General features: G+C 45.9%; 13 protein-coding genes. 4 read left to right on the forward strand and 9 right to left on the reverse strand.

Features of this window, described 5'->3' with window-relative positions; genetic code table 11:
* Positions 1 to 13: 13 nt before the first annotated feature.
* From AC5ZC7_RS23290 to AC5ZC7_RS23310, 5 genes are all read right to left on the reverse strand, one after another.
* Complete coding sequence (locus AC5ZC7_RS23290; RefSeq protein ID WP_496158636.1) at positions 14 to 1,987, reverse strand: fumarate reductase/succinate dehydrogenase flavoprotein subunit; 1,974 nt, start codon at positions 1,985 to 1,987, stop codon at positions 14 to 16.
* 19 nt (positions 1,988 to 2,006) lie between these two features.
* Complete coding sequence (locus AC5ZC7_RS23295; protein ID WP_496158635.1) at positions 2,007 to 2,690, reverse strand: succinate dehydrogenase cytochrome b subunit; 684 nt, start codon at positions 2,688 to 2,690, stop codon at positions 2,007 to 2,009.
* A gap of 188 nt (positions 2,691 to 2,878) precedes the next feature.
* Complete coding sequence (locus AC5ZC7_RS23300; protein WP_496158634.1) at positions 2,879 to 3,442, reverse strand: hypothetical protein; 564 nt, start codon at positions 3,440 to 3,442, stop codon at positions 2,879 to 2,881.
* 34 nt (positions 3,443 to 3,476) lie between these two features.
* Entirely contained in the window at positions 3,477 to 4,295 is an 819-nt protein-coding gene (gene murQ, locus AC5ZC7_RS23305; RefSeq protein WP_496158633.1) for an N-acetylmuramic acid 6-phosphate etherase, read from the reverse strand.
* Between the two features lie 19 nt (positions 4,296 to 4,314).
* Positions 4,315 to 5,163 (reverse strand): N-acetylglucosamine kinase, encoded by an 849-nt coding sequence (locus AC5ZC7_RS23310; RefSeq protein ID WP_496158632.1) that lies wholly within the window; start codon positions 5,161 to 5,163, stop codon positions 4,315 to 4,317.
* Between the two features lie 216 nt (positions 5,164 to 5,379).
* On the opposite strand from AC5ZC7_RS23310, the gene AC5ZC7_RS23315 reads away from it, so the two are divergent.
* Positions 5,380 to 6,984, forward strand: coding sequence for a S41 family peptidase (locus AC5ZC7_RS23315; RefSeq protein WP_496158631.1), 1,605 nt, complete (start codon positions 5,380 to 5,382; stop codon positions 6,982 to 6,984).
* Positions 6,985 to 7,159: 175 nt separating this feature from the next.
* Here the strand turns inward: AC5ZC7_RS23315 and AC5ZC7_RS23320 are convergent, their stop codons facing one another.
* Both AC5ZC7_RS23320 and AC5ZC7_RS23325 read right to left on the reverse strand, forming a co-directional pair.
* Positions 7,160 to 9,280: a carboxy terminal-processing peptidase gene (locus AC5ZC7_RS23320; RefSeq protein WP_496158630.1), complete on the reverse strand. Its 2,121-nt coding sequence runs from the start codon at positions 9,278 to 9,280 to the stop codon at positions 7,160 to 7,162.
* A gap of 208 nt (positions 9,281 to 9,488) precedes the next feature.
* Complete coding sequence (locus AC5ZC7_RS23325; RefSeq protein ID WP_496158629.1) at positions 9,489 to 10,694, reverse strand: PQQ-dependent sugar dehydrogenase; 1,206 nt, start codon at positions 10,692 to 10,694, stop codon at positions 9,489 to 9,491.
* A gap of 157 nt (positions 10,695 to 10,851) precedes the next feature.
* On the opposite strand from AC5ZC7_RS23325, the gene AC5ZC7_RS23330 reads away from it, so the two are divergent.
* Positions 10,852 to 12,108 carry an MFS transporter gene (locus AC5ZC7_RS23330; RefSeq protein WP_496158628.1) on the forward strand — a complete coding sequence of 419 codons (1,257 nt, stop codon included), beginning with the start codon at positions 10,852 to 10,854 and terminating at the stop codon, positions 12,106 to 12,108.
* 126 nt (positions 12,109 to 12,234) lie between these two features.
* Here AC5ZC7_RS23330 and AC5ZC7_RS23335 read toward each other — a convergent pair whose 3' ends face one another.
* The gene (locus tag AC5ZC7_RS23335; protein ID WP_496158627.1) at positions 12,235 to 12,729 is read right to left on the reverse strand and encodes a YkgJ family cysteine cluster protein; all 495 of its coding nucleotides are present in this window, start codon (positions 12,727 to 12,729) and stop codon (positions 12,235 to 12,237) included.
* A gap of 164 nt (positions 12,730 to 12,893) precedes the next feature.
* Here AC5ZC7_RS23335 and gcvP point away from each other — a divergent pair, with 164 nt between their 5' ends.
* Complete coding sequence (gcvP, locus tag AC5ZC7_RS23340; protein WP_496158626.1) at positions 12,894 to 15,755, forward strand: aminomethyl-transferring glycine dehydrogenase; 2,862 nt, start codon at positions 12,894 to 12,896, stop codon at positions 15,753 to 15,755.
* Positions 15,756 to 15,869: 114 nt separating this feature from the next.
* Here gcvP and AC5ZC7_RS23345 read toward each other — a convergent pair whose 3' ends face one another.
* Positions 15,870 to 17,132 carry an alkaline phosphatase family protein gene (locus AC5ZC7_RS23345; protein ID WP_496158625.1) on the reverse strand — a complete coding sequence of 421 codons (1,263 nt, stop codon included), beginning with the start codon at positions 17,130 to 17,132 and terminating at the stop codon, positions 15,870 to 15,872.
* A 308-nt stretch (positions 17,133 to 17,440) separates the two neighbouring features.
* Between AC5ZC7_RS23345 and AC5ZC7_RS23350 the strand changes: the two genes are divergently transcribed.
* The gene (locus tag AC5ZC7_RS23350; RefSeq protein ID WP_496158624.1) at positions 17,441 to 17,953 is read left to right on the forward strand and encodes a hypothetical protein; all 513 of its coding nucleotides are present in this window, start codon (positions 17,441 to 17,443) and stop codon (positions 17,951 to 17,953) included.
* Positions 17,954 to 17,969 lie beyond the last annotated feature (16 nt).

The following is a 17,969-nucleotide window of genomic DNA, read 5'->3' on the forward strand; positions in this document are numbered from 1 at the left end:
CGGCCAATAACCATTATTTGTAGCTACGTTGTGTAGGTTTACATTCTTCGAATACCAGTGGTTCTTTGTGCAGTTCATACTTGCCTTCGCCTTTGTATTCCCATGCAGCCACGTAGCTGAAGTTTACGTCGTCACGTTGTGCTTCCCCATCTTCTGTTTGTGATTCTTCACGGAAGTGACCACCACAGGATTCGCGACGATTGAGTGCATCCATACACATTAATTCTCCCAGTTCCAGGAAGTCGGCCACACGACCGGCTTTTTCCAGTTCAGGGTTAAATTCGTTGGCTTCACCCGGTACACGTACGTTGCTCCAGAATTCAGCACGCAGTGCTTTGATTTCTTCGATGGCTTCCAGCAATCCTTTTTCGTTACGCGCCATACCGCATTTGTCCCACATGATTTTTCCCAGTCTTTTATGGAAATAATCAACGGATTTGGTGCCTTTGGTAGCGAAGAATTTGTTGATGGTATCTCTTACATTCTTTTCTGCTTCCACGAAAGCAGGGTGATCTGTAGGGATTGCTTTAACACGGATTTCATCTGCCAGGTAGTTACCTAATGTGTAAGGAATTACGAAGTAACCATCTGCCAGCCCCTGCATCAGTGCCGATGCACCCAAACGGTTTGCACCGTGGTCAGAGAAGTTAGCTTCTCCCAGGGAGTATAATCCGGGAACGGTAGTACCCAGCTCGTAATCTACCCAAAGTCCGCCCATGGTGTAGTGTACCGCAGGGTAAATACGCATCGGCAGTTCGTAAGGATTTTCACCGGTGATTTTGGCATACATGTCGAACAGGTTACCATATTTCTCGGCTACTACTTCTTTACCCAGTTTAATAATTTCTTCTTTGGAGACGTTGCCCATCTGGCGTTTACCTACTTCCACATTACCATAGCGTTCAATGGCAGCGGCGAAGTCGAGGTATACCGCCTGTTTGGAAGTACCCACACCATAACCTGCATCACATCTTTCTTTTGCTGCACGGGAAGCCACGTCACGGGGAACGAGGTTACCGAAGGCAGGATATCTTCTTTCCAGGTAATAGTCCCTTTCTTCTTCAGGAATATCGCTGGCTTTGCGGGTATCGTTTTGTTTCTTAGGCACCCAGATACGACCATCATTACGCAGTGATTCTGACATCAGGGTCAGTTTAGACTGGTGATCGCCGGAAACAGGGATACAGGTGGGGTGAATTTGTGTGTAGCAAGGGTTTGCGAAGTAAGCACCGTTTTTGGTAGCTTTCCAGGCTGCGGTTACGTTAGAACCCATTGCGTTGGTAGACAGGAAGAACACGTTACCATAACCACCACTGCAAATCAGTACAGCATGGCCGAAGTGACGTTCCAGTTCACCAGTGATGAGGTCACGGGCAATGATACCACGTGCTTTACCATCAATTTTCACGATGTCGAGCATTTCGTGGCGATTGTACATCTTCACGTTGCCCAATGCTACCTGGCGTTCCAGTGCGGAGTAAGCGCCGAGGAGCAGCTGCTGACCGGTTTGCCCGGCAGCATAAAAAGTACGTTGTACCTGTGTACCACCGAAAGAGCGGTTACTTAACAGGCCACCGTATTCACGTGCAAAAGGAACACCTTGTGCCACGCACTGATCTATAATATTACCACTCACTTCAGCCAAACGGTGTACGTTGGCTTCACGTGCGCGGTAGTCACCACCTTTTACTGTGTCGTAGAACAAACGGAACACGGAGTCACCGTCGTTCTGATAATTCTTCGCCGCGTTGATACCACCCTGGGCAGCGATACTGTGTGCACGGCGCGGACTATCCTGAAAGCAGAATGCTTTTACTTTATATCCCAACTCTCCCAATGAAGCCGCTGCGGAAGCACCAGCCAAACCAGTACCAATGATAATCACTTCCAGATTACGCTTATTGGCAGGGTTCACCAATTTACAATGCCCTTTGTAGTCTTCCCATTTGGAATTTAATGGTCCGGCAGGAATTTTTGCGTCAAACATATATCCTTACTTTACAGAATTATTTGAAATAGATTAGAACAGGAATGATGGCAAAACCAACAGGGATTGCTATTCCAAACAGCCAGATACCGATAAAGCTCAGTAAGCCATTATATTTCTTGTGATTTAAACCAAAGGTCTGGCAGGCACTTTTAAAGCCATGGATCAGGTGGAAGGACAAGCCAATCATACCTACTACGTATAACGCCACCAACCAAACATTTTTAAACGTTTCCTGAGACACCAGGTACAAATCCTTCAGTGGTTCTTCCTGACCTGGATAAGTGTGGAGCGGCATTTCACCGTAGTGGAATTTTGCCCAGAAGTTAGCCAGGTGAATAATAATGAAGATAAGGAGAATACTTCCCATGATCGCCATCTGACGGCTGAACCAGGAAGATGTTTGATTACCCGGATTAACGGCGTATTTCACCGGACGGGCTGCTCTGTTGCTAAATGTGAGCTGTAGCGCAATAAATGCGTGCAGGATTATCACAATTTTCAGCCCCCAGGCAATAAACTGAATCAGGCTGTTGTGTCCCATGAACGCGGCATACGCGTTAAAGGCTTTACCTTCGTCGTTGTACAATAACTGGAAATTTCCCGCCAGATGTACGATCACGAAACTGCAAAGAAACAAGCCGGTAGCACCTACCAATAACTTCTTACCGATAGAGGTATTAAAGAACTGTGACCACTTCATAAGTAAAAATCTAAGCTTCCTAGTATAAAAAGATGATTGAAATGTCGCGCAAATTTAACGCAGGAAAAATAAAAAAAAATGATATTTATCAGGTTTTCAACTGTATAGACGATTGATAAAATGTATTATTTATTGAAAATCAAAGAATTCAAAGTGAATATCTTTCATTTTTTACTGAAAATTTAATATCATTCCAACCGCTTCAGCATAATGTTATCCACCATGTTAAACAGATGCATTGGCTGATATGTTCGCCATTTATCATCATCCAATAAGTGAACATAGTAGTTTAGCCGTGCTTTCTCAAATTCTTCACGGGTTTGTATGGGCATATTCAAACTTACAATCCAGCCGCCATCATCGCGGATATCTTCCCACCATTCTTCATAATAACAATCATCGGAAGAATGAAAGTTCATCACATTTTCCGTAATAAGGATAAATTTCGTGATGCCTTGTGCGATGAGCGTATCAATAATATTACGCTTCAGGGTCATGATATCATTGTCGATTGCATCATTCCATTCTCCCAACAATTCAATGATTGTAAAATTGAACTGGTAATCTGTATACAGGATTTTCATGTATAAGTTGCGTGCACCAAATTCATCCCATTGTGGATGTATATAATAATTATATACAGAATTGGAATATTCAAATTCGCTGTATTCTCTCCCATAGAAAGGAGAATACTCATCTTCTTCGGCAGCGTACAAATGCCGCCAGTTATAATAAGGCTCTATGTTATGCATACCTGGTTTATCAATGACCAAAGGTCAGGTTAAATCATTTTTTATCAAAATCATCTACCGCTTTTTTTACGCTGCCTGCTTTTAACAGCAGTTCCTGTGCCTGTTGATAGTCGGTGAGCGACAACTGTTCCATCAGCATTTTTACACCGCGGTCTACCAGTTTTTCGTTGCTGAGTTGCATGTTCACCATTTTATTATCTTCCACTCTACCTAACTGTATCATCACAGCGGTGGAAAGCATGTTCAATACTAATTTCTGCGCCGTACCGCTTTTCAGGCGGGTACTACCGGTCACAAATTCGGGGCCTACCACTACTTCTACCGGGAAATCGGCAGCTGCCGATACCGGCGTATCCGGGTTACAGCTGATGCTACCGGTAACGATACCATGACGGCGGCATTCATCCAATGCACCAATTACATAAGGGGTGGTGCCACTGGCGGCAATCCCTACTACCACATCTTTGTTGGTAATATTATACGCCTGCAAATCTGCCCAACCCTGCTGGCGATCATCTTCTGCAAACTCCACTGCTTTACGGATGGCAGAGTCGCCACCGGCAATTAATCCCACTACCAGGCCTTGCGGCACACCAAATGTTGGTGGGCATTCAGAAGCATCTACTACGCCTAAACGTCCGCTGGTACCTGCTCCCACATAAAACAGGCGTCCACCGGCGAGCATTTTATCAGCCACGGCAGTGACCAGTTTTTCTATTTGCGGAATTGCCTTTGCCACCGCCAACGGAACGGTTTGGTCTTCCTGGTTCATATTTACCAGTAACTCATTTACACTCATCTTCTCCAGGTGGTGGTAATGAGATGTTTGTTCCGTTACTCTTATAAATGACATACTTATTTGTTGAAAATGATTAACGATGATACTCCACCAGGCCTTCCATAGGGGTCCGCAGCACTTTTCCCATAGGCAACTCATATAGTTCGCACAGCTCTGTGAGGATGTCGCGGAAATGCCAGGCAATGCCACCGGTAAAGTGCAGGGCCGTTGTCCAGCTTTCGCGGTATTTGTAAATATGATTAAAGAAAAAATCGTTCAGTCCATCTTCCAGGATATTCTGGATCATGAAGTGCTCCCGGTTTTCTGACAGGAAAGTGGCGAATCCGGCCAGGTAGCGGTTGGCTAACGGCTTACGATATACGTTTTCCAGGATTTCATCTTTATTGGTATGATACTTATATTCAAACCGGGCGAGCAGGTCTTCATCAAAACTCTGATACAGGTAGTACTGCAGCACTTTCCGGCCCAAATAGGCCCCGCTGCCCTCGTCGCCCAGTACGTAGCCCAGGCCGGGGTTGTTCTTTACTATCTTCTCCCCATCATAAAAACAGGAATTGGATCCCGTACCTAAAATACTGGCTACGCCGGCTTCATGACCGCACAGGGAGCGCGCCGCCCCCATCAGATCATGCTGCACATCGGCCGCCGCATCGGGCCATACCGCTTTTATAGCGTCTGATACCAACTGGATGTTTTTAGGTTGCGATAAGCCTGTTCCATAAAAATACACGGCGTCTACATGGCTGCCGGCCGGCAACTGAGGCGCCAACTCCGTATCCAGGATGGCTTTTATCTGTTCTGCCGTTTGAAAATAGGGACTTACACCCTGCGTTTTCAAAGTTAGTGGCTGATCTGCGCCCAGCACGCCCCATTCTGTCTTGGTAGATCCGCTGTCTGCTATCAACTTTATTCCAGCACCCATATCCGGTTATTTATGAAATTAAAGAATCCTAAAAGTTTGCACCTGATTTATGCTATTTTTGTCACAATTTAAACAAAAGGGTATCATATAAACAAATAGCCCCTTTTTACTTTAAATGATGATGATACATGTATGCGGCAGTTTGCTTTCCGCCAGGTGCCAATACTACATGGATAAAGATTGGTCATATAAAATTAGCGGGATAATAATCTGATTATGTCTAACAGGAAGTTGAATGTTTTTTTACCTCTTCTCTTTGCAGTTGTATTAGCCCTGGGCATGTTCCTTGGTCACAAAATGCCGGGATCGAACAATGGAGGCGCCACTGTATTTTTTAACAAACCTAACCGGGGACCCTTGCAGGAAGTAATGGACCTGATCAAAGCTAAATATGTAGATTCTCTCAATACCGAAGATTTACAACAGGAAGCCATCGAAGGTATCCTCGCCCACCTGGATCCACACTCTATCTATATCCCTCCTGCAGAATTGCAACGGGTAAATGAAGATATGGAAGGTAACTTTGAAGGTATAGGCGTAGAATTCAACATCACCGCAGATACTGTGAATGTGATCAGTGTACTGAGTGGCGGTCCTTCCGAAAGCGCAGGTCTCCAAACCGGCGATAAAATCCTGAAAGTAAACGATAGCCTCATTGCTGGCAACAACATTACCCCGGATAAAATCCGCAAATTACTGCGCGGTCCGGCCGGTTCCGTTGTGAACACATTAATATTAAGACAACAAAAAGCACTTAAAATCCCCATTACCAGGGGAGTGATTCCATTATATAGTGTGGATGCCAGTTACATGGCTGCACCAGGTGTGGGCTATATTAAAATCAGCAAATTTTCCGCCACCACCTACGATGAGTTTATGAAAGCCATCCGTAGCCTGGAAAAACAAGGCATGAAGAAACTGGTGATCGACCTCAGGCAAAACCCCGGTGGTTACCTGGATGCGGCTACCCGCATCGCAGATGAACTGCTGGAAGATCAGAAACTGATTGTTTACACCAAGGGTAAAGACTTTCCAAGAACCGACTATAAAACCAAGCGTCCTGGTATGTTTGAAAGAGGTGCACTGGCTGTCCTCACCGATGAGGGCTCTGCCTCTGCCAGCGAAATTCTGGCCGGCGCCGTACAGGACTGGGATCGCGGCACCATCATAGGCCGTCGTACTTTTGGTAAAGGACTGGTGCAGGAACAATATGATCTCGACAACGGCGGCGCACTGCGCCTCACGGTAGCCCGTTATTATATCCCTTCCGGCAGAAGCATTCAGAAGCCCTATGGTAAAGGACTGGACTATGATGACGACATCGCAGAGCGCTATCATCATGGAGAAATGGTGAACAAAGACAGTATCAAAATCACGGATACCGTTCCGTATAAAACAGCAGCAGGCCGCCGCGTGTATGGTGGTGGTGGTATTACACCGGACATTTTTATTCCGTTTGATACCTCCCGGTTCACGCCTACCCTCACGGCTATTTATACCCGCAATACTTTCAGCAACTTTGCTTATCAATATTACACCACCCATAGAGAAGTGTTTGCACCTTACAAGGATCCGGCGTCTTTCGCCAAAAATTTCCAGACCACCCCTGCGCTGATGGATGACTTTAAAGCCTATGCGAAAAAAGACAGCGTACCTGGCCTGGATCGCCTGGGTGCAAAGGACGAAGTAGAAATACGCAATCGCCTGAAAGCTATGTTGGCCCGCCAACTGTACAGAACAGAAGGCTACTATGAAGCGATCAATGCGGAGGATCCGGTAGTGAAGAAAGCATTGGAAGTGGTAGAGAAAGAGAAAGAATAGTAAAGGGATCTGCCTTCGGCAGATTGTCTAAAAACAGGATTCAACTAATTTTTATTTGGGGAGATGGAAACGGGTTAATGGTTTCCATCTCCCCAAACTATTTAAAGTGCATAAAAAAGAGAGAGGAGATGTACGACTACATCTCCTCTCTCTTTTTTATCGGATAACCTTGTTTCTATTGGTTTTTACGTTGCATCTTCGGCAGTGACTGAACAATGAGATCATTCATTACATTCACCGCTTCATCGAGGTAAATATCTTTTGTTCTGATCTTGAGCCAGTCTTTATTACGGGCAATTTTAGAAGAATCTCCTCCAAATTTCTCCATATCAGATTTAATATTGATGATGTTCAGTTCTTTCACTTTGTCATTTACTGCATCGTATTTCTTCAGAGCTGCGGTATTAGACTTTTGCTCTGATTTATAGGTTAGCAGGTTCAGTGAATAGGTTTCCTGTTTTTCCAGTTTTTTCAGGGTACTCAGGTTTTCGTTGAGCAGTTTGAAAGCCGGGCTGGAAGCCATTCTCTTTTCGCTGTTTTTCTTCAGTGCTTCCGCGTTTACCGGGTTGTACCAGGCAGTGAAAGGAGCGCGGGGTATTTCATCATATGCCAGGGCATCTGAGTCTTTACGTTCTGCTACTTCATAATAAGGATCTGGTAATACGATATCAGAAGCCACGCCTTTCAGTTGGGTAGAACCACCGTTGGCGCGATAGAATTTCTGTTGGGTCAGTTTCAGGGCGCCGAGGCTGCCACCGTCTTTCACCGGGTAGAAATCATCCAGGTTGAAGAGGCGCTGTACGGTACCTTTACCAAAGGTTTGTGTGCTACCAATGATTACTGCGCGTTTGTAATCCTGCATAGCAGCGGCCATGATTTCAGATGCAGAGGCGCTGTATTCATTTACCATGATAGCCAGCGGACCTTCGTACTGTACATTTTTATCACGATCGCGTAATACTACGGCATCACCGCCCCTGGAGCGTACCTGTACTACCGGGCCTTCCGGAATAAACAGGCCGGCCATTTGTACTACGTCCTGCAGGGAACCACCGCCGTTAAAGCGAAGATCCAGGATAATGCCTTCTACTTTCTCTGCTTTCAGCTTCGCCACTTCTTTGGCTACGTCTTCAGCACTGCGCGCGCCATTACGGTCGTTGAAGTCCGCATAAAACTCAGGCAGGTAGATATATCCTATTTTATGTTGTCCGTTGATGATAGCGGATTTCGCGAAAGTTTCTTCTGTTACAATTTCATCGCGGATGATGGTGATATCTTTGGTAGTACCGTCCACACTTCTTACGGTCAGTTTAACGGGTGTACCTTTTTTACCACGGATCAGTTTCACGGCATCTTCTACAGGATAACCGGTGATGTCTACTGATTCTGCGTTGCCTTGTGCTACTTTCTGGATCACATCATTTGCTTTTAACTGGCCTTGTTTCCAGCTTGGGCTACCTGTTACGATGCTTACCACCCTGATTTTATCACCTTCTTCTTTCAGTTGTGCACCGATACCAAAGAATTTACCGGCCATTTGTTCTTCGAACGCGCGTTTTTCATCAGGCGGGAAGTAGTCGGTATGTGGATCCATAGTAGTGGTGATGGCATTTACATACAGGTTGAAACGATCGTTATCATTCTGCCTGTTTTTCAGCCGTTCAAAGTAGCGATCATACAGTTGTTTTACCTTTACGCGGGCTTCTGCTTCCAGTTCCACGTCGGTTTTCACTTTCACGCTGTCTTTGCCTTTATCTTTTTCGCGCATTTCCTGCAGGTCGGTCAGTTTTTCCAGCGTGCGGTATTTCAACACTTTGCGCCAGGCTTCTTTCCGTGCATTTTCATCTGCGGGATAGTCGATTTTATCAGGATCGAGGGTTACTTTCTCATCCACGGTGAAGTCAAACGGTTTAGCCAGAATTTCCGGGTAAATAGCGGCGGCTTCGGCTACACGTTGTTTGATGAGGGTGTTAATACTGCGGAAGCAGTCGATCGGTGCTCCTTTCAGCTCATCATCAATGTGGGTGGATAAAGGCATTAATTTGTCCACATCTGTTCTCAGGAAAAATTTCTTTTCCGTATCCAGGCTACGCAGGTATTTATTAAAAACTTCGGTGGAGAATTTATCATCAATAGCTTTCGGCTGATAATGCCCTTCTTTCAGCATTTGCCCCACCAGGTTCATGATCACCTCATAACGTCCCGGAGGATCTTCGTTATGCCCCAGCTTATTAAAAGCTAACACGCCTGCGGAGATGCTAAGCAGCACTACCGGTATAATCACTTTCAGTCTCATATGTATCTCAATTGAACGTAAACGTTATCAAATCAAATATAAAATAAAATCACCCTTTGGGGGTGTAATTTATTCCTTTTAACAAAAAATTGGGCCAAACGGGTGCTGGGAGAGATATGCGGCGGAAAATAACCGGTTTTCCGCCACCCTGCACGTTTGTACGGTACCCGTTATATAACGGTCAAAACGGATGGAATGTTGGATGGGACTAATCTTTCACCAGTTTGTAGACGGCGCCGTGAAAACCATCATTACCGGAGGTGCTGGTGAGGGCATAGAGTTCTCCTTGTTCATCTTCTCCCCAGCTAAGCAACTGCATATTCCCGTTGGGAAGCCCGGACAGCTCCAGTGGCGCACGTTCCCATTGATTTCCTTTTGACTCCAACACGAAAGCTTTGCCATTGTAATCCCCAAAAATATACAAGCCTTGCAGGGAGGGAATGGCGGTGCCACGATACACATAGCCACCGGTGATACTTATCCCCAGATCGTGGTCATATTCATGGATGGGCGCTATAAACTGGGATTTATCGGCGCCGGCGGGAACGTTATAGTCATGATACCCTTCCAGCACACGCCAGCCATAATTTCCACCTTTTACAATAATATCCACTTCTTCATACTTATCTTGTCCTACATCCCCTGCAAAAAGCAGTTTACTTTTCGGGTCGAAAGAGAAGCGCCATGGATTGCGGAGGCCATAGGCCCATATTTCCGGACGTACGTCGGGATGATTGACAAAGGGATTGTCTGGTGGGATGGTATAGGGTGTACCATCCACATTTATTCTTAATATCTTACCCAGCAGGGTGCGCAGGTCCTGGGCATTGCCGATGGGACCATGTTTATCCCCACCACCTCCTCCATCCCCCAGGCCGATGTAGAGGTAACCATCAGGACCAAATTGCAGCTGGCCGCCATTGTGATTGGATTCGGGTTCGTCTACCTCCAGCAATATGCGCCGGGAAGCCGGATCTGCTATGTTCGGGTTACCTGCGGCGACGGTGAACTCCACCAAACGGCTGGTATGGTTAAATCCGTTTTTTTTAGTGGGTGCGCTGTAATACACATAAAATTTATGGTTGCTCCGAAAGTCAGGATGGAAGGCCATTCCCAGCAATCCTCTTTCATCATAGCCGGGATTCACACTCACCATGTCCTTACTGACATCCAGGAAAGGGGTAGGTAGGGTTTTGTTTTGCTGAACAATCCACACTTTGCCTTCTTTCTGACAAAAGAATAACCTGCCGGAGCCATCACCCGGTACTGCCATGTTTACAGGAGACAGGAACCTGTCTGTTACCAGCTGTAGCTTCGCTTTACGGACCGGGGTTACCGGTTTTTGTGGTTCTTGTTTGGCGTCGCTGCCGGCGCAGGCTGCCAACAAAAGTAATGCAGGCAATAAATATTTCATGGTGCTGCAGTATTGATGCAGGCTAAAGATAGCTATTAGCGGTTAGCTTTTAGCCAATGCAGCGGAGATAGTGTTAGGTGATTTTCGCCGCATTGACTAAAAGCTAAAAGCGAATGGCCAAAAGCTATTTTTGTATCTTCGCACAAAACTCATCAGGTTGGACACAACGGCACCTAAAAAGAACGACCCATACGCTTCGCTACGCTTTCCGGAATTCAATTATTACCTTGTTATCCGCTTTGCGCTTGTATTTGCGCTGGCTATGCAGTTTGCTATTATTGAGTGGAAAGTATATGAAATTTCCAAAGATCCTTTCTCCCTGGGATTGATTGGTTTGTCGGAAGTAATTCCGGCGGTATTATTGTCGCCGTTTGCAGGGCACCTGGTTGACAAACGGGAAAAACGGGGCATGTTGCTCAAATGTGTGATTGCCTATATTTTTATCAGTTCGGGATTATTTTTGCTTACCTGGGATCAGGCAGTGGTGGGCTTTTCCAGGCATTGGGTCCTCAACCTGATTTACCTGTTGGTATTCCTGGGAGGTATTGTGCGGGCATTTACAAGTCCATCCAGTTTTACTTTAATGTCTTTGCTGGTACCCCGTGAATTATACGCCAATGCGTCTACCTGGAGTAGTTCTGCGTGGCAGGTGGGTGGTGTGCTGGGGCCTGCGTTAGGAGGTCTTTTCATTCACTGGTTTGGGGTTCATTGGTCCATGTTGATAGTGGTATTCATTTTCCTGGCGCCTTTATATAGTTTAATCCAGGTAAAGCCCAAGCCTATCTATTATAAATCGAGGGGAGAAAGCTTTGTGACGGGATTAACGGAGGGGATGCGGTTTGTATGGAAAACCAAGGTGGTATTGAATGCTATGGCACTGGATATGTTTGCGGTGTTGTTTGGTGGCGCTGTGGCTATGTTGCCGGCATTTGCCACCGATGTGCTGCATGTAGGCTCACTGGGGTATGGGTTATTGCGCTCTGCTCCGGCGGTTGGCGCGTTGGTAACCATGTTTATACTGGCGCACAAGCCATTGGTGCATAAGCCTGGTATCAAGCTACTGGCGGCGATTTTCGGCTTTGGATTAACGATTATATTATTTGGATTATCTACCAGTTTTTACCTGTCCATCTTTGCCTTGCTGATCAGTGGTGCACTGGATGGCATCAGCGTGATTATCCGTCAGACTATTCTGCAATTGAAAACGCCGGATGATATGCGTGGGCGGGTAGCGGCGGTTAGTTCTATGTTTGTTGGATCTTCCAATGAGCTGGGGGCGTTTGAGAGCGGCTTTATGGCCAGGGCCATGGGTTTGGTGCCTTCTGTTGTATTTGGAGGATGTGTAACATTGGGCGTGGTGATTACTACGTATGTGATTTCACCGGCGATGCGGAAATTGGATCTGAAACCGTAGGAGCAGAAAGCATAAAGCGGAAAGCAAAAAGCTATTGTGGCGAAGATATAGGCGATAAATAATTAATATCTGCTTATATCTTCGCCACAATAGCTTTTTGCTTTCCGCTTTATGCTTTATGCTTTTCTATAATTTCATAGATTCTTTCAAACGTTCCAGCACATAGTACACTGCGGGGCAGGTGGTGCTGTTTTCGTAAGTGATATTGGGGCGTTTGAAGAAGTCGTAGCTATCGGTGTAGGGATAGTTGGCGCAGTCGCCGGGGCGGGCATCGTAGATGCTGCAGTAGTTATCGGCGCCAAGAAATGGGCAGGGCGTAAATTTCAGCACATAGTCCTCGTCTTTATCGATGCGGAGGTAGGTGTCTTTGAAATCGCCTTCCTTCATGCCCAGGTGTTTGGATATGCGCCGGATATCGGGGCCGGTGAAGCGGGGGCTGATGGTTTTACAGCAGTTACCACATTCGAGGCAGTCGATTTTGCTGAATGCTTCGTCATGCAGTTCTGGCAACAGTTTCTCCACCCCTTTACCGCGGCGGGTTTGTAATTTGGCGAGGAACTGTTTGTTTGCCTTTTGCTTATCCTGGGCTTTTTGTTGCCAGTCTTCTAATATTTTGCTCATTTGCTGCAAAGATAGGTATTTCGTAGTTGGACAAAAGTATGACATACATATCATTTAAGGATCCATCATTTATCACTGTTTTCCCTCGCCAGCACTGATTGTTTGGCTGTTCTTTAAAATCTGCATAGCTTTGCGCATTCTATTTCAAATTACCTGCTTACATCATGAATCTTTTTGATATTCAACAAAATGAATTCGTGCACCGTCACATAGGGCCGAATGAAGCGGAGACCAACCAGATGCTCGAAACCATTGGGGCCTCCAACCTGGATCAACTGATCAGCAAAACAGTTCCGGGCGCGATCCGCATGCAACAGCCACTGGCTATTCCTGCTGCGATGAGTGAAAGTGATTACCTCCGCCACCTGAAGGAAATTTCACTGAAAAACAAGGTTTGCCGTAACTATATCGGACAAGGTTACTTCGATACCATTACGCCCAGTGTTATTCTGCGTAATGTATTTGAGAATCCAGGATGGTATACCCAGTACACCCCATACCAGGCGGAAATTTCGCAGGGACGTCTGGAAAGCCTGCTGAACTACCAGACCATGGTAGCTGACCTGACAGGCTTGCCTATTGCCAATGCTTCCCTGCTGGATGAAGCTACGGCAGCTGCTGAAGCGATGACCATGTTCTTCAACGCGTTGAACAAAGACCATGATCATGTAACCAGACCTAAATTCTTTGTAGACAATAACGTTTATCCACAAACGGTGGATGTTATCTACACCCGTGCTACCCCACTGCATATTGAGGTAGTAGTAGGTGACTACAAAACTGCTGCTTTTGATGAATCTTATTTTGGCGCGCTGATCCAGTATCCTGATAACGTAGGGGCCACTGCTGATTACCGCTCATTTATAGACAGTGTACATGCAGTAGGCGCTTTTGTTGGTATGGCAACAGACCTGCTGGCATTGACCCTGCTGACTTCTCCGGGAGAAATGGGTGCTGATGCTGCTTTTGGTTCTGCGCAACGCTTTGGCGTTCCGTTGGGCTTTGGTGGTCCGCACGCTGCATTCTTCGCGGTAAAAGACGAATTCAAACGCTCTATTCCAGGCCGTATCATTGGTGTGAGCATCGATGCCAATGGCGGCCGCGCACTCCGTATGGCGCTGCAAACACGTGAGCAGCACATCAAACGTGAAAAAGCTACTTCCAATATCTGTACTGCACAGGCATTGCTGGCTAACATGGCCGCTATGTACGCTGTGTACCACGGTCCGGAAGGTTTGAAAAATATTGCTACCCGCGTTGCCCTGCTGACCAACACCCTGGCCGGCAAGCTGAAAGCGAAAGGATTGAAACTGGTAGCCAACAACTTCTTTGACACCATCGTGGTGGAGAACGTGGATATTAGAACTGCTGCTGAAGCAGCGGGTATTAACTTCCGCTATTTCGCCAACGGTAATGTTGGTATCTCCCTGGATGAAACAGTTACACTGTCAGATGTTAATGATATCCTGCACGTATTCGGCGCAGGTAAAACCGATGCCGCGGAAGTATCTAACGGTACTACCGGTATTGCTGCGGATTTACAGCGTATTTCTCCTTACCTGCAAAACATCGTGTTTAACAGCCATCACAGTGAATCACTGATGATGCGTTACCTGAAGATGCTGGAAAACAAAGATTTATCGCTCAATACTTCCATGATCTCCCTGGGTTCCTGCACCATGAAACTGAATGCAGCCACCGAGATGATTCCTTTAAGCTGGGCACACTGGAGCAAAATGCATCCATTTGCACCTAAAAACCAGGTAGGCGGCTATTTACAGATGGCGGACGAACTGGGTGAATACCTCAGCAAAATTACCGGTTTTGATTCCTGCAGCCTCCAACCTAACAGTGGCGCACAGGGTGAATATGCTGGCTTGCTGGTGATCCGTGAATACCAGAAGAGCATTGGTCAGGGCCACCGTAACATTATGCTGATCCCTATCAGTGCACACGGTACCAACCCTGCATCTGCTGTAATGGCTGGTTACAAAGTTGTGATTGTAAAAGCACTGGAAAACGGTTATATCGATGTGGAAGATCTGAAAGCCAAGGCAGCTACTTATAGCAAAGACCTGGCTGGTATCATGATCACCTACCCATCTACTTACGGTGTGTATGAAGAAAGTGTGAAAGAAATCTGTGCTACCATACACGAACATGGCGGACAGGTATATATGGACGGCGCCAACATGAATGCGCAGGTGGGCTTAACCGCACCTGGCCTGATTGGAGCAGACGTATGTCACCTGAACCTGCACAAAACCTTCGCTATTCCTCACGGTGGCGGTGGTCCCGGCATGGGCCCTATCTGCGTAGCCAAACACCTGACACCATTCCTGCCAGGCCACGTTACGCTGAATGATGGTAAGCCATCCAACGCAGTATCTGCCGCTCCATTCGGTTCTGCCAGCATCCTGCTCATCTCTTATGCCTACATCCGCATGCTCGGATCCAATGGTGTAAAAGCGGCTTCTGAATTCGCGATCCTGAATGCCAACTACATGAAGGCAAGACTGGAAAAAGCATATGATATTCTGTACACCGGTGTTAACGGCACCTGCGCGCACGAATTCATTGTAGACCTCCGTCCGTTCAAAGCATCTGCTGGTATTGAAGCGGAAGATGTAGCAAAACGTTTGATGGACTACGGTTTCCACGCTCCTACCATGAGCTTCCCGGTACCAGGCACTATCATGATTGAGCCTACTGAAAGTGAAGACAAAGGTGAACTGGATCGTTTCTGCGATGCCTTGTTAGCGATCCGTGCTGAAATTGCTGCAGTAGAACAAGGTAGCGTAGATAAGCAAAACAACGTACTGAAAAATGCGCCACATACCCAGGCGGTGATCACTGCTGACGAATGGACTCGTCCATACAGCCGCCAGCAGGCAGCATTCCCACTGGATTATGTGAAAGCAAATAAATTCTGGCCTTCTGTAAGCCGTATCAATAATACGTTCGGTGACAGAAACCTGATTTGTACCTGCGAACCTGCAAGTGCATATGAAGAGGCGACAGCATAAGAAACAGCTTTTAGCTGTTAGCTATTAGCCGTTAGCAAAAAAGCGGAGAGCATGTAATGTGCTCTCCGCTTTTTGTTATGTGGTTTATGTGATTTTCGCTGCATTTTCGATGAGCTAGTAGCTGGGAGCCAATAGCGGCTCCAGTACTTCGAGTTTACCGTCAATAGGTTGTGTGATATCGAGGCCTAATATTTTTGCTACTAACGGATACACATGTACGTTTTCGAAAGTGGCAATGCGGGCATGTTGTTTAAATGCGGGTCCCCAGGCCATGAATACGGCATTCATGTGGGTGAGGTTATTATCATAACCGTGGTGTCCGGGGTGCATTTTTTTACCATTGGTATCGAAAGCGTAATTTGCTTCTGCCAGCAGGATAATATCGCCGATGCGGTTATACACATCTTCCTGGCCATAATGCCATCTTTCCGGTGTTTCATTTTTCAGGTAAGCGGTATAGTGATTTTCGTGTGTTTTAAGATAGTTGTAAGCGGCTTTTATGTCGGCTTCATTTTTACCGTATAACATGATCTTTTCCATACCAGGCATTATTTTCAGCGGCTGTAATTCAGGCGCATCAGGTATTTTGAGGGTATTTACTGTATCTACTGCGAGCATACCATGATCAGATACCACGATAAAATTTACCGGCAGTTGCAGTTGATTTACAGCGGCCACCATTTTACCGATAGCGGCATCCACGAATTGTACAGCACTGCGTACGCTGTCGGAGTCCGGACCATATTTGTGTCCCATGTGATCTACTTCCGGAAAGTAGAAAGTGATGAGATGAGGGCGTTGGTCTTCCGGCAACTGGAGCCAGTTTGCCACTTGTTGAATGCGCTGATCAATGCCTGTTTTTTCCTGGTATTTGAAAGAATAAGTAGGTCTTACATTTTGGATAGCGCTTTCAGAGCCTACCCAGAAATAGCTGGCGCTGAGCATTTGCTGTTTTTCTGCGAGTACCCATAATGGTACACCATTATACCAGGTACCATCTTCTACTGCATCGCGGTTACCCACTTTGTATACAGCATCCCGTTTACGATCATAAAAGAGATTATCTACCAGGCCGTGATGGGCAGGATATAAGCCGGTGGCCAGTGAATAGTGATTGGGAAAAGTGAGCGAGGGGAAAGCCGGTTGCATGGCGGTAGCACGTACACCTGCTCCGGATAATTGCAGCAATTGGGTGGCGTTATATTTTTCTGCATAGTCATAGCGAAATCCGTCGACGGATATCATGATAACATAAGGCCTGGTTTGTTGCGTAGCACTGTTTTTCCGTCCCTCTACAATCAACTGGGCCGTGTCCTGTGCGTAGTTGCTGATACTGATCAAAAGCAGGGCGGCGGCGAATAAAAAAATCCTTTTCACGATTTGTTGTTTTATGATACAATGGGGTAGAAAAACAGATGATGGGTTGTAATAAGTGGGGCAAATTAGGTAACTATTTTCACTCGGGGCGACATAAATAAATTATAAATACGTTAATTAAAACGGTGCAACAAGCGGTTCTGCAGGTATTCATCTCCCAAAACATGTAATAATATTTTAACACATATTATTCCAAAACAGCATCAAATGCGCAAATTGATAATCACTGAGTAAAAAATTATATATATAATATTAATTAATTAATTGTTTATCTTTATATTAGCCTACTGAAAAACCATACAATAACTATGTCCGACTACACCTTTATTACTACTGAAGAACACTTTTTACTACAGGATGCGCTAAAGAGAAACAAGCAACAGTTAACCAAATTTGCCCTTATCGGTTTTGGGTTATTACTGGTAGCTGCCATCATACCGCAAATTTATTTGTACACCCATAATACAATGGGTGATGCAGATGATTCGCTCCTGTCGTTCAAGAACCTTTGGTTCTGGGTATGGTTGTTATCTTTTGTGGTAGCGCTGGTATTTGCGCTGATTAAAGTAACAGACATCCGTTACTGGGCGATCAAAAAGGACCTTACTACTTTACAGAAAGGTACCCTGCAGGCGCCAATGGAAGCGGTTTACCTGGAAAACAATGATTCACAAACCAACATTATGATCCTGCTGGAGAATAAGAAAAAACGTTTGTTTTACTGGATGCGTGGTGCATTGGAAGGCTATCGTGCCGGACAGGAAGTAGAAATTACGTATGCCCGTTATTCCCGTGTAATCATCAGCATTAATAAGAAATAATTGATCGATTTTTACG

This window comes from Chitinophaga sp. 9-1-y, assembly GCF_059511905.2.

Coding starts and splice junctions, on each gene's coding strand:
- AC5ZC7_RS23335 (WP_496158627.1), bottom strand. CDS start 12,729: ATGAGCAAAATATTAGAAGACTGGCAACAAAAAGCCCAGGATAAGCAA.
- AC5ZC7_RS23300 (WP_496158634.1), bottom strand. CDS start 3,442: ATGCATAACATAGAGCCTTATTATAACTGGCGGCATTTGTACGCTGCC.
- AC5ZC7_RS23310 (WP_496158632.1), bottom strand. CDS start 5,163: ATGGGTGCTGGAATAAAGTTGATAGCAGACAGCGGATCTACCAAGACA.
- AC5ZC7_RS23290 (WP_496158636.1), bottom strand. CDS start 1,987: ATGTTTGACGCAAAAATTCCTGCCGGACCATTAAATTCCAAATGGGAA.
- AC5ZC7_RS23350 (WP_496158624.1), top strand. CDS start 17,441: ATGTCCGACTACACCTTTATTACTACTGAAGAACACTTTTTACTACAG.
- AC5ZC7_RS23325 (WP_496158629.1), bottom strand. CDS start 10,694: ATGAAATATTTATTGCCTGCATTACTTTTGTTGGCAGCCTGCGCCGGC.
- gcvP (WP_496158626.1), top strand. CDS start 12,894: ATGAATCTTTTTGATATTCAACAAAATGAATTCGTGCACCGTCACATA.
- AC5ZC7_RS23320 (WP_496158630.1), bottom strand. CDS start 9,280: ATGAGACTGAAAGTGATTATACCGGTAGTGCTGCTTAGCATCTCCGCA.
- AC5ZC7_RS23295 (WP_496158635.1), bottom strand. CDS start 2,690: ATGAAGTGGTCACAGTTCTTTAATACCTCTATCGGTAAGAAGTTATTG.
- AC5ZC7_RS23315 (WP_496158631.1), top strand. CDS start 5,380: ATGTCTAACAGGAAGTTGAATGTTTTTTTACCTCTTCTCTTTGCAGTT.
- murQ (WP_496158633.1), bottom strand. CDS start 4,295: ATGTCATTTATAAGAGTAACGGAACAAACATCTCATTACCACCACCTG.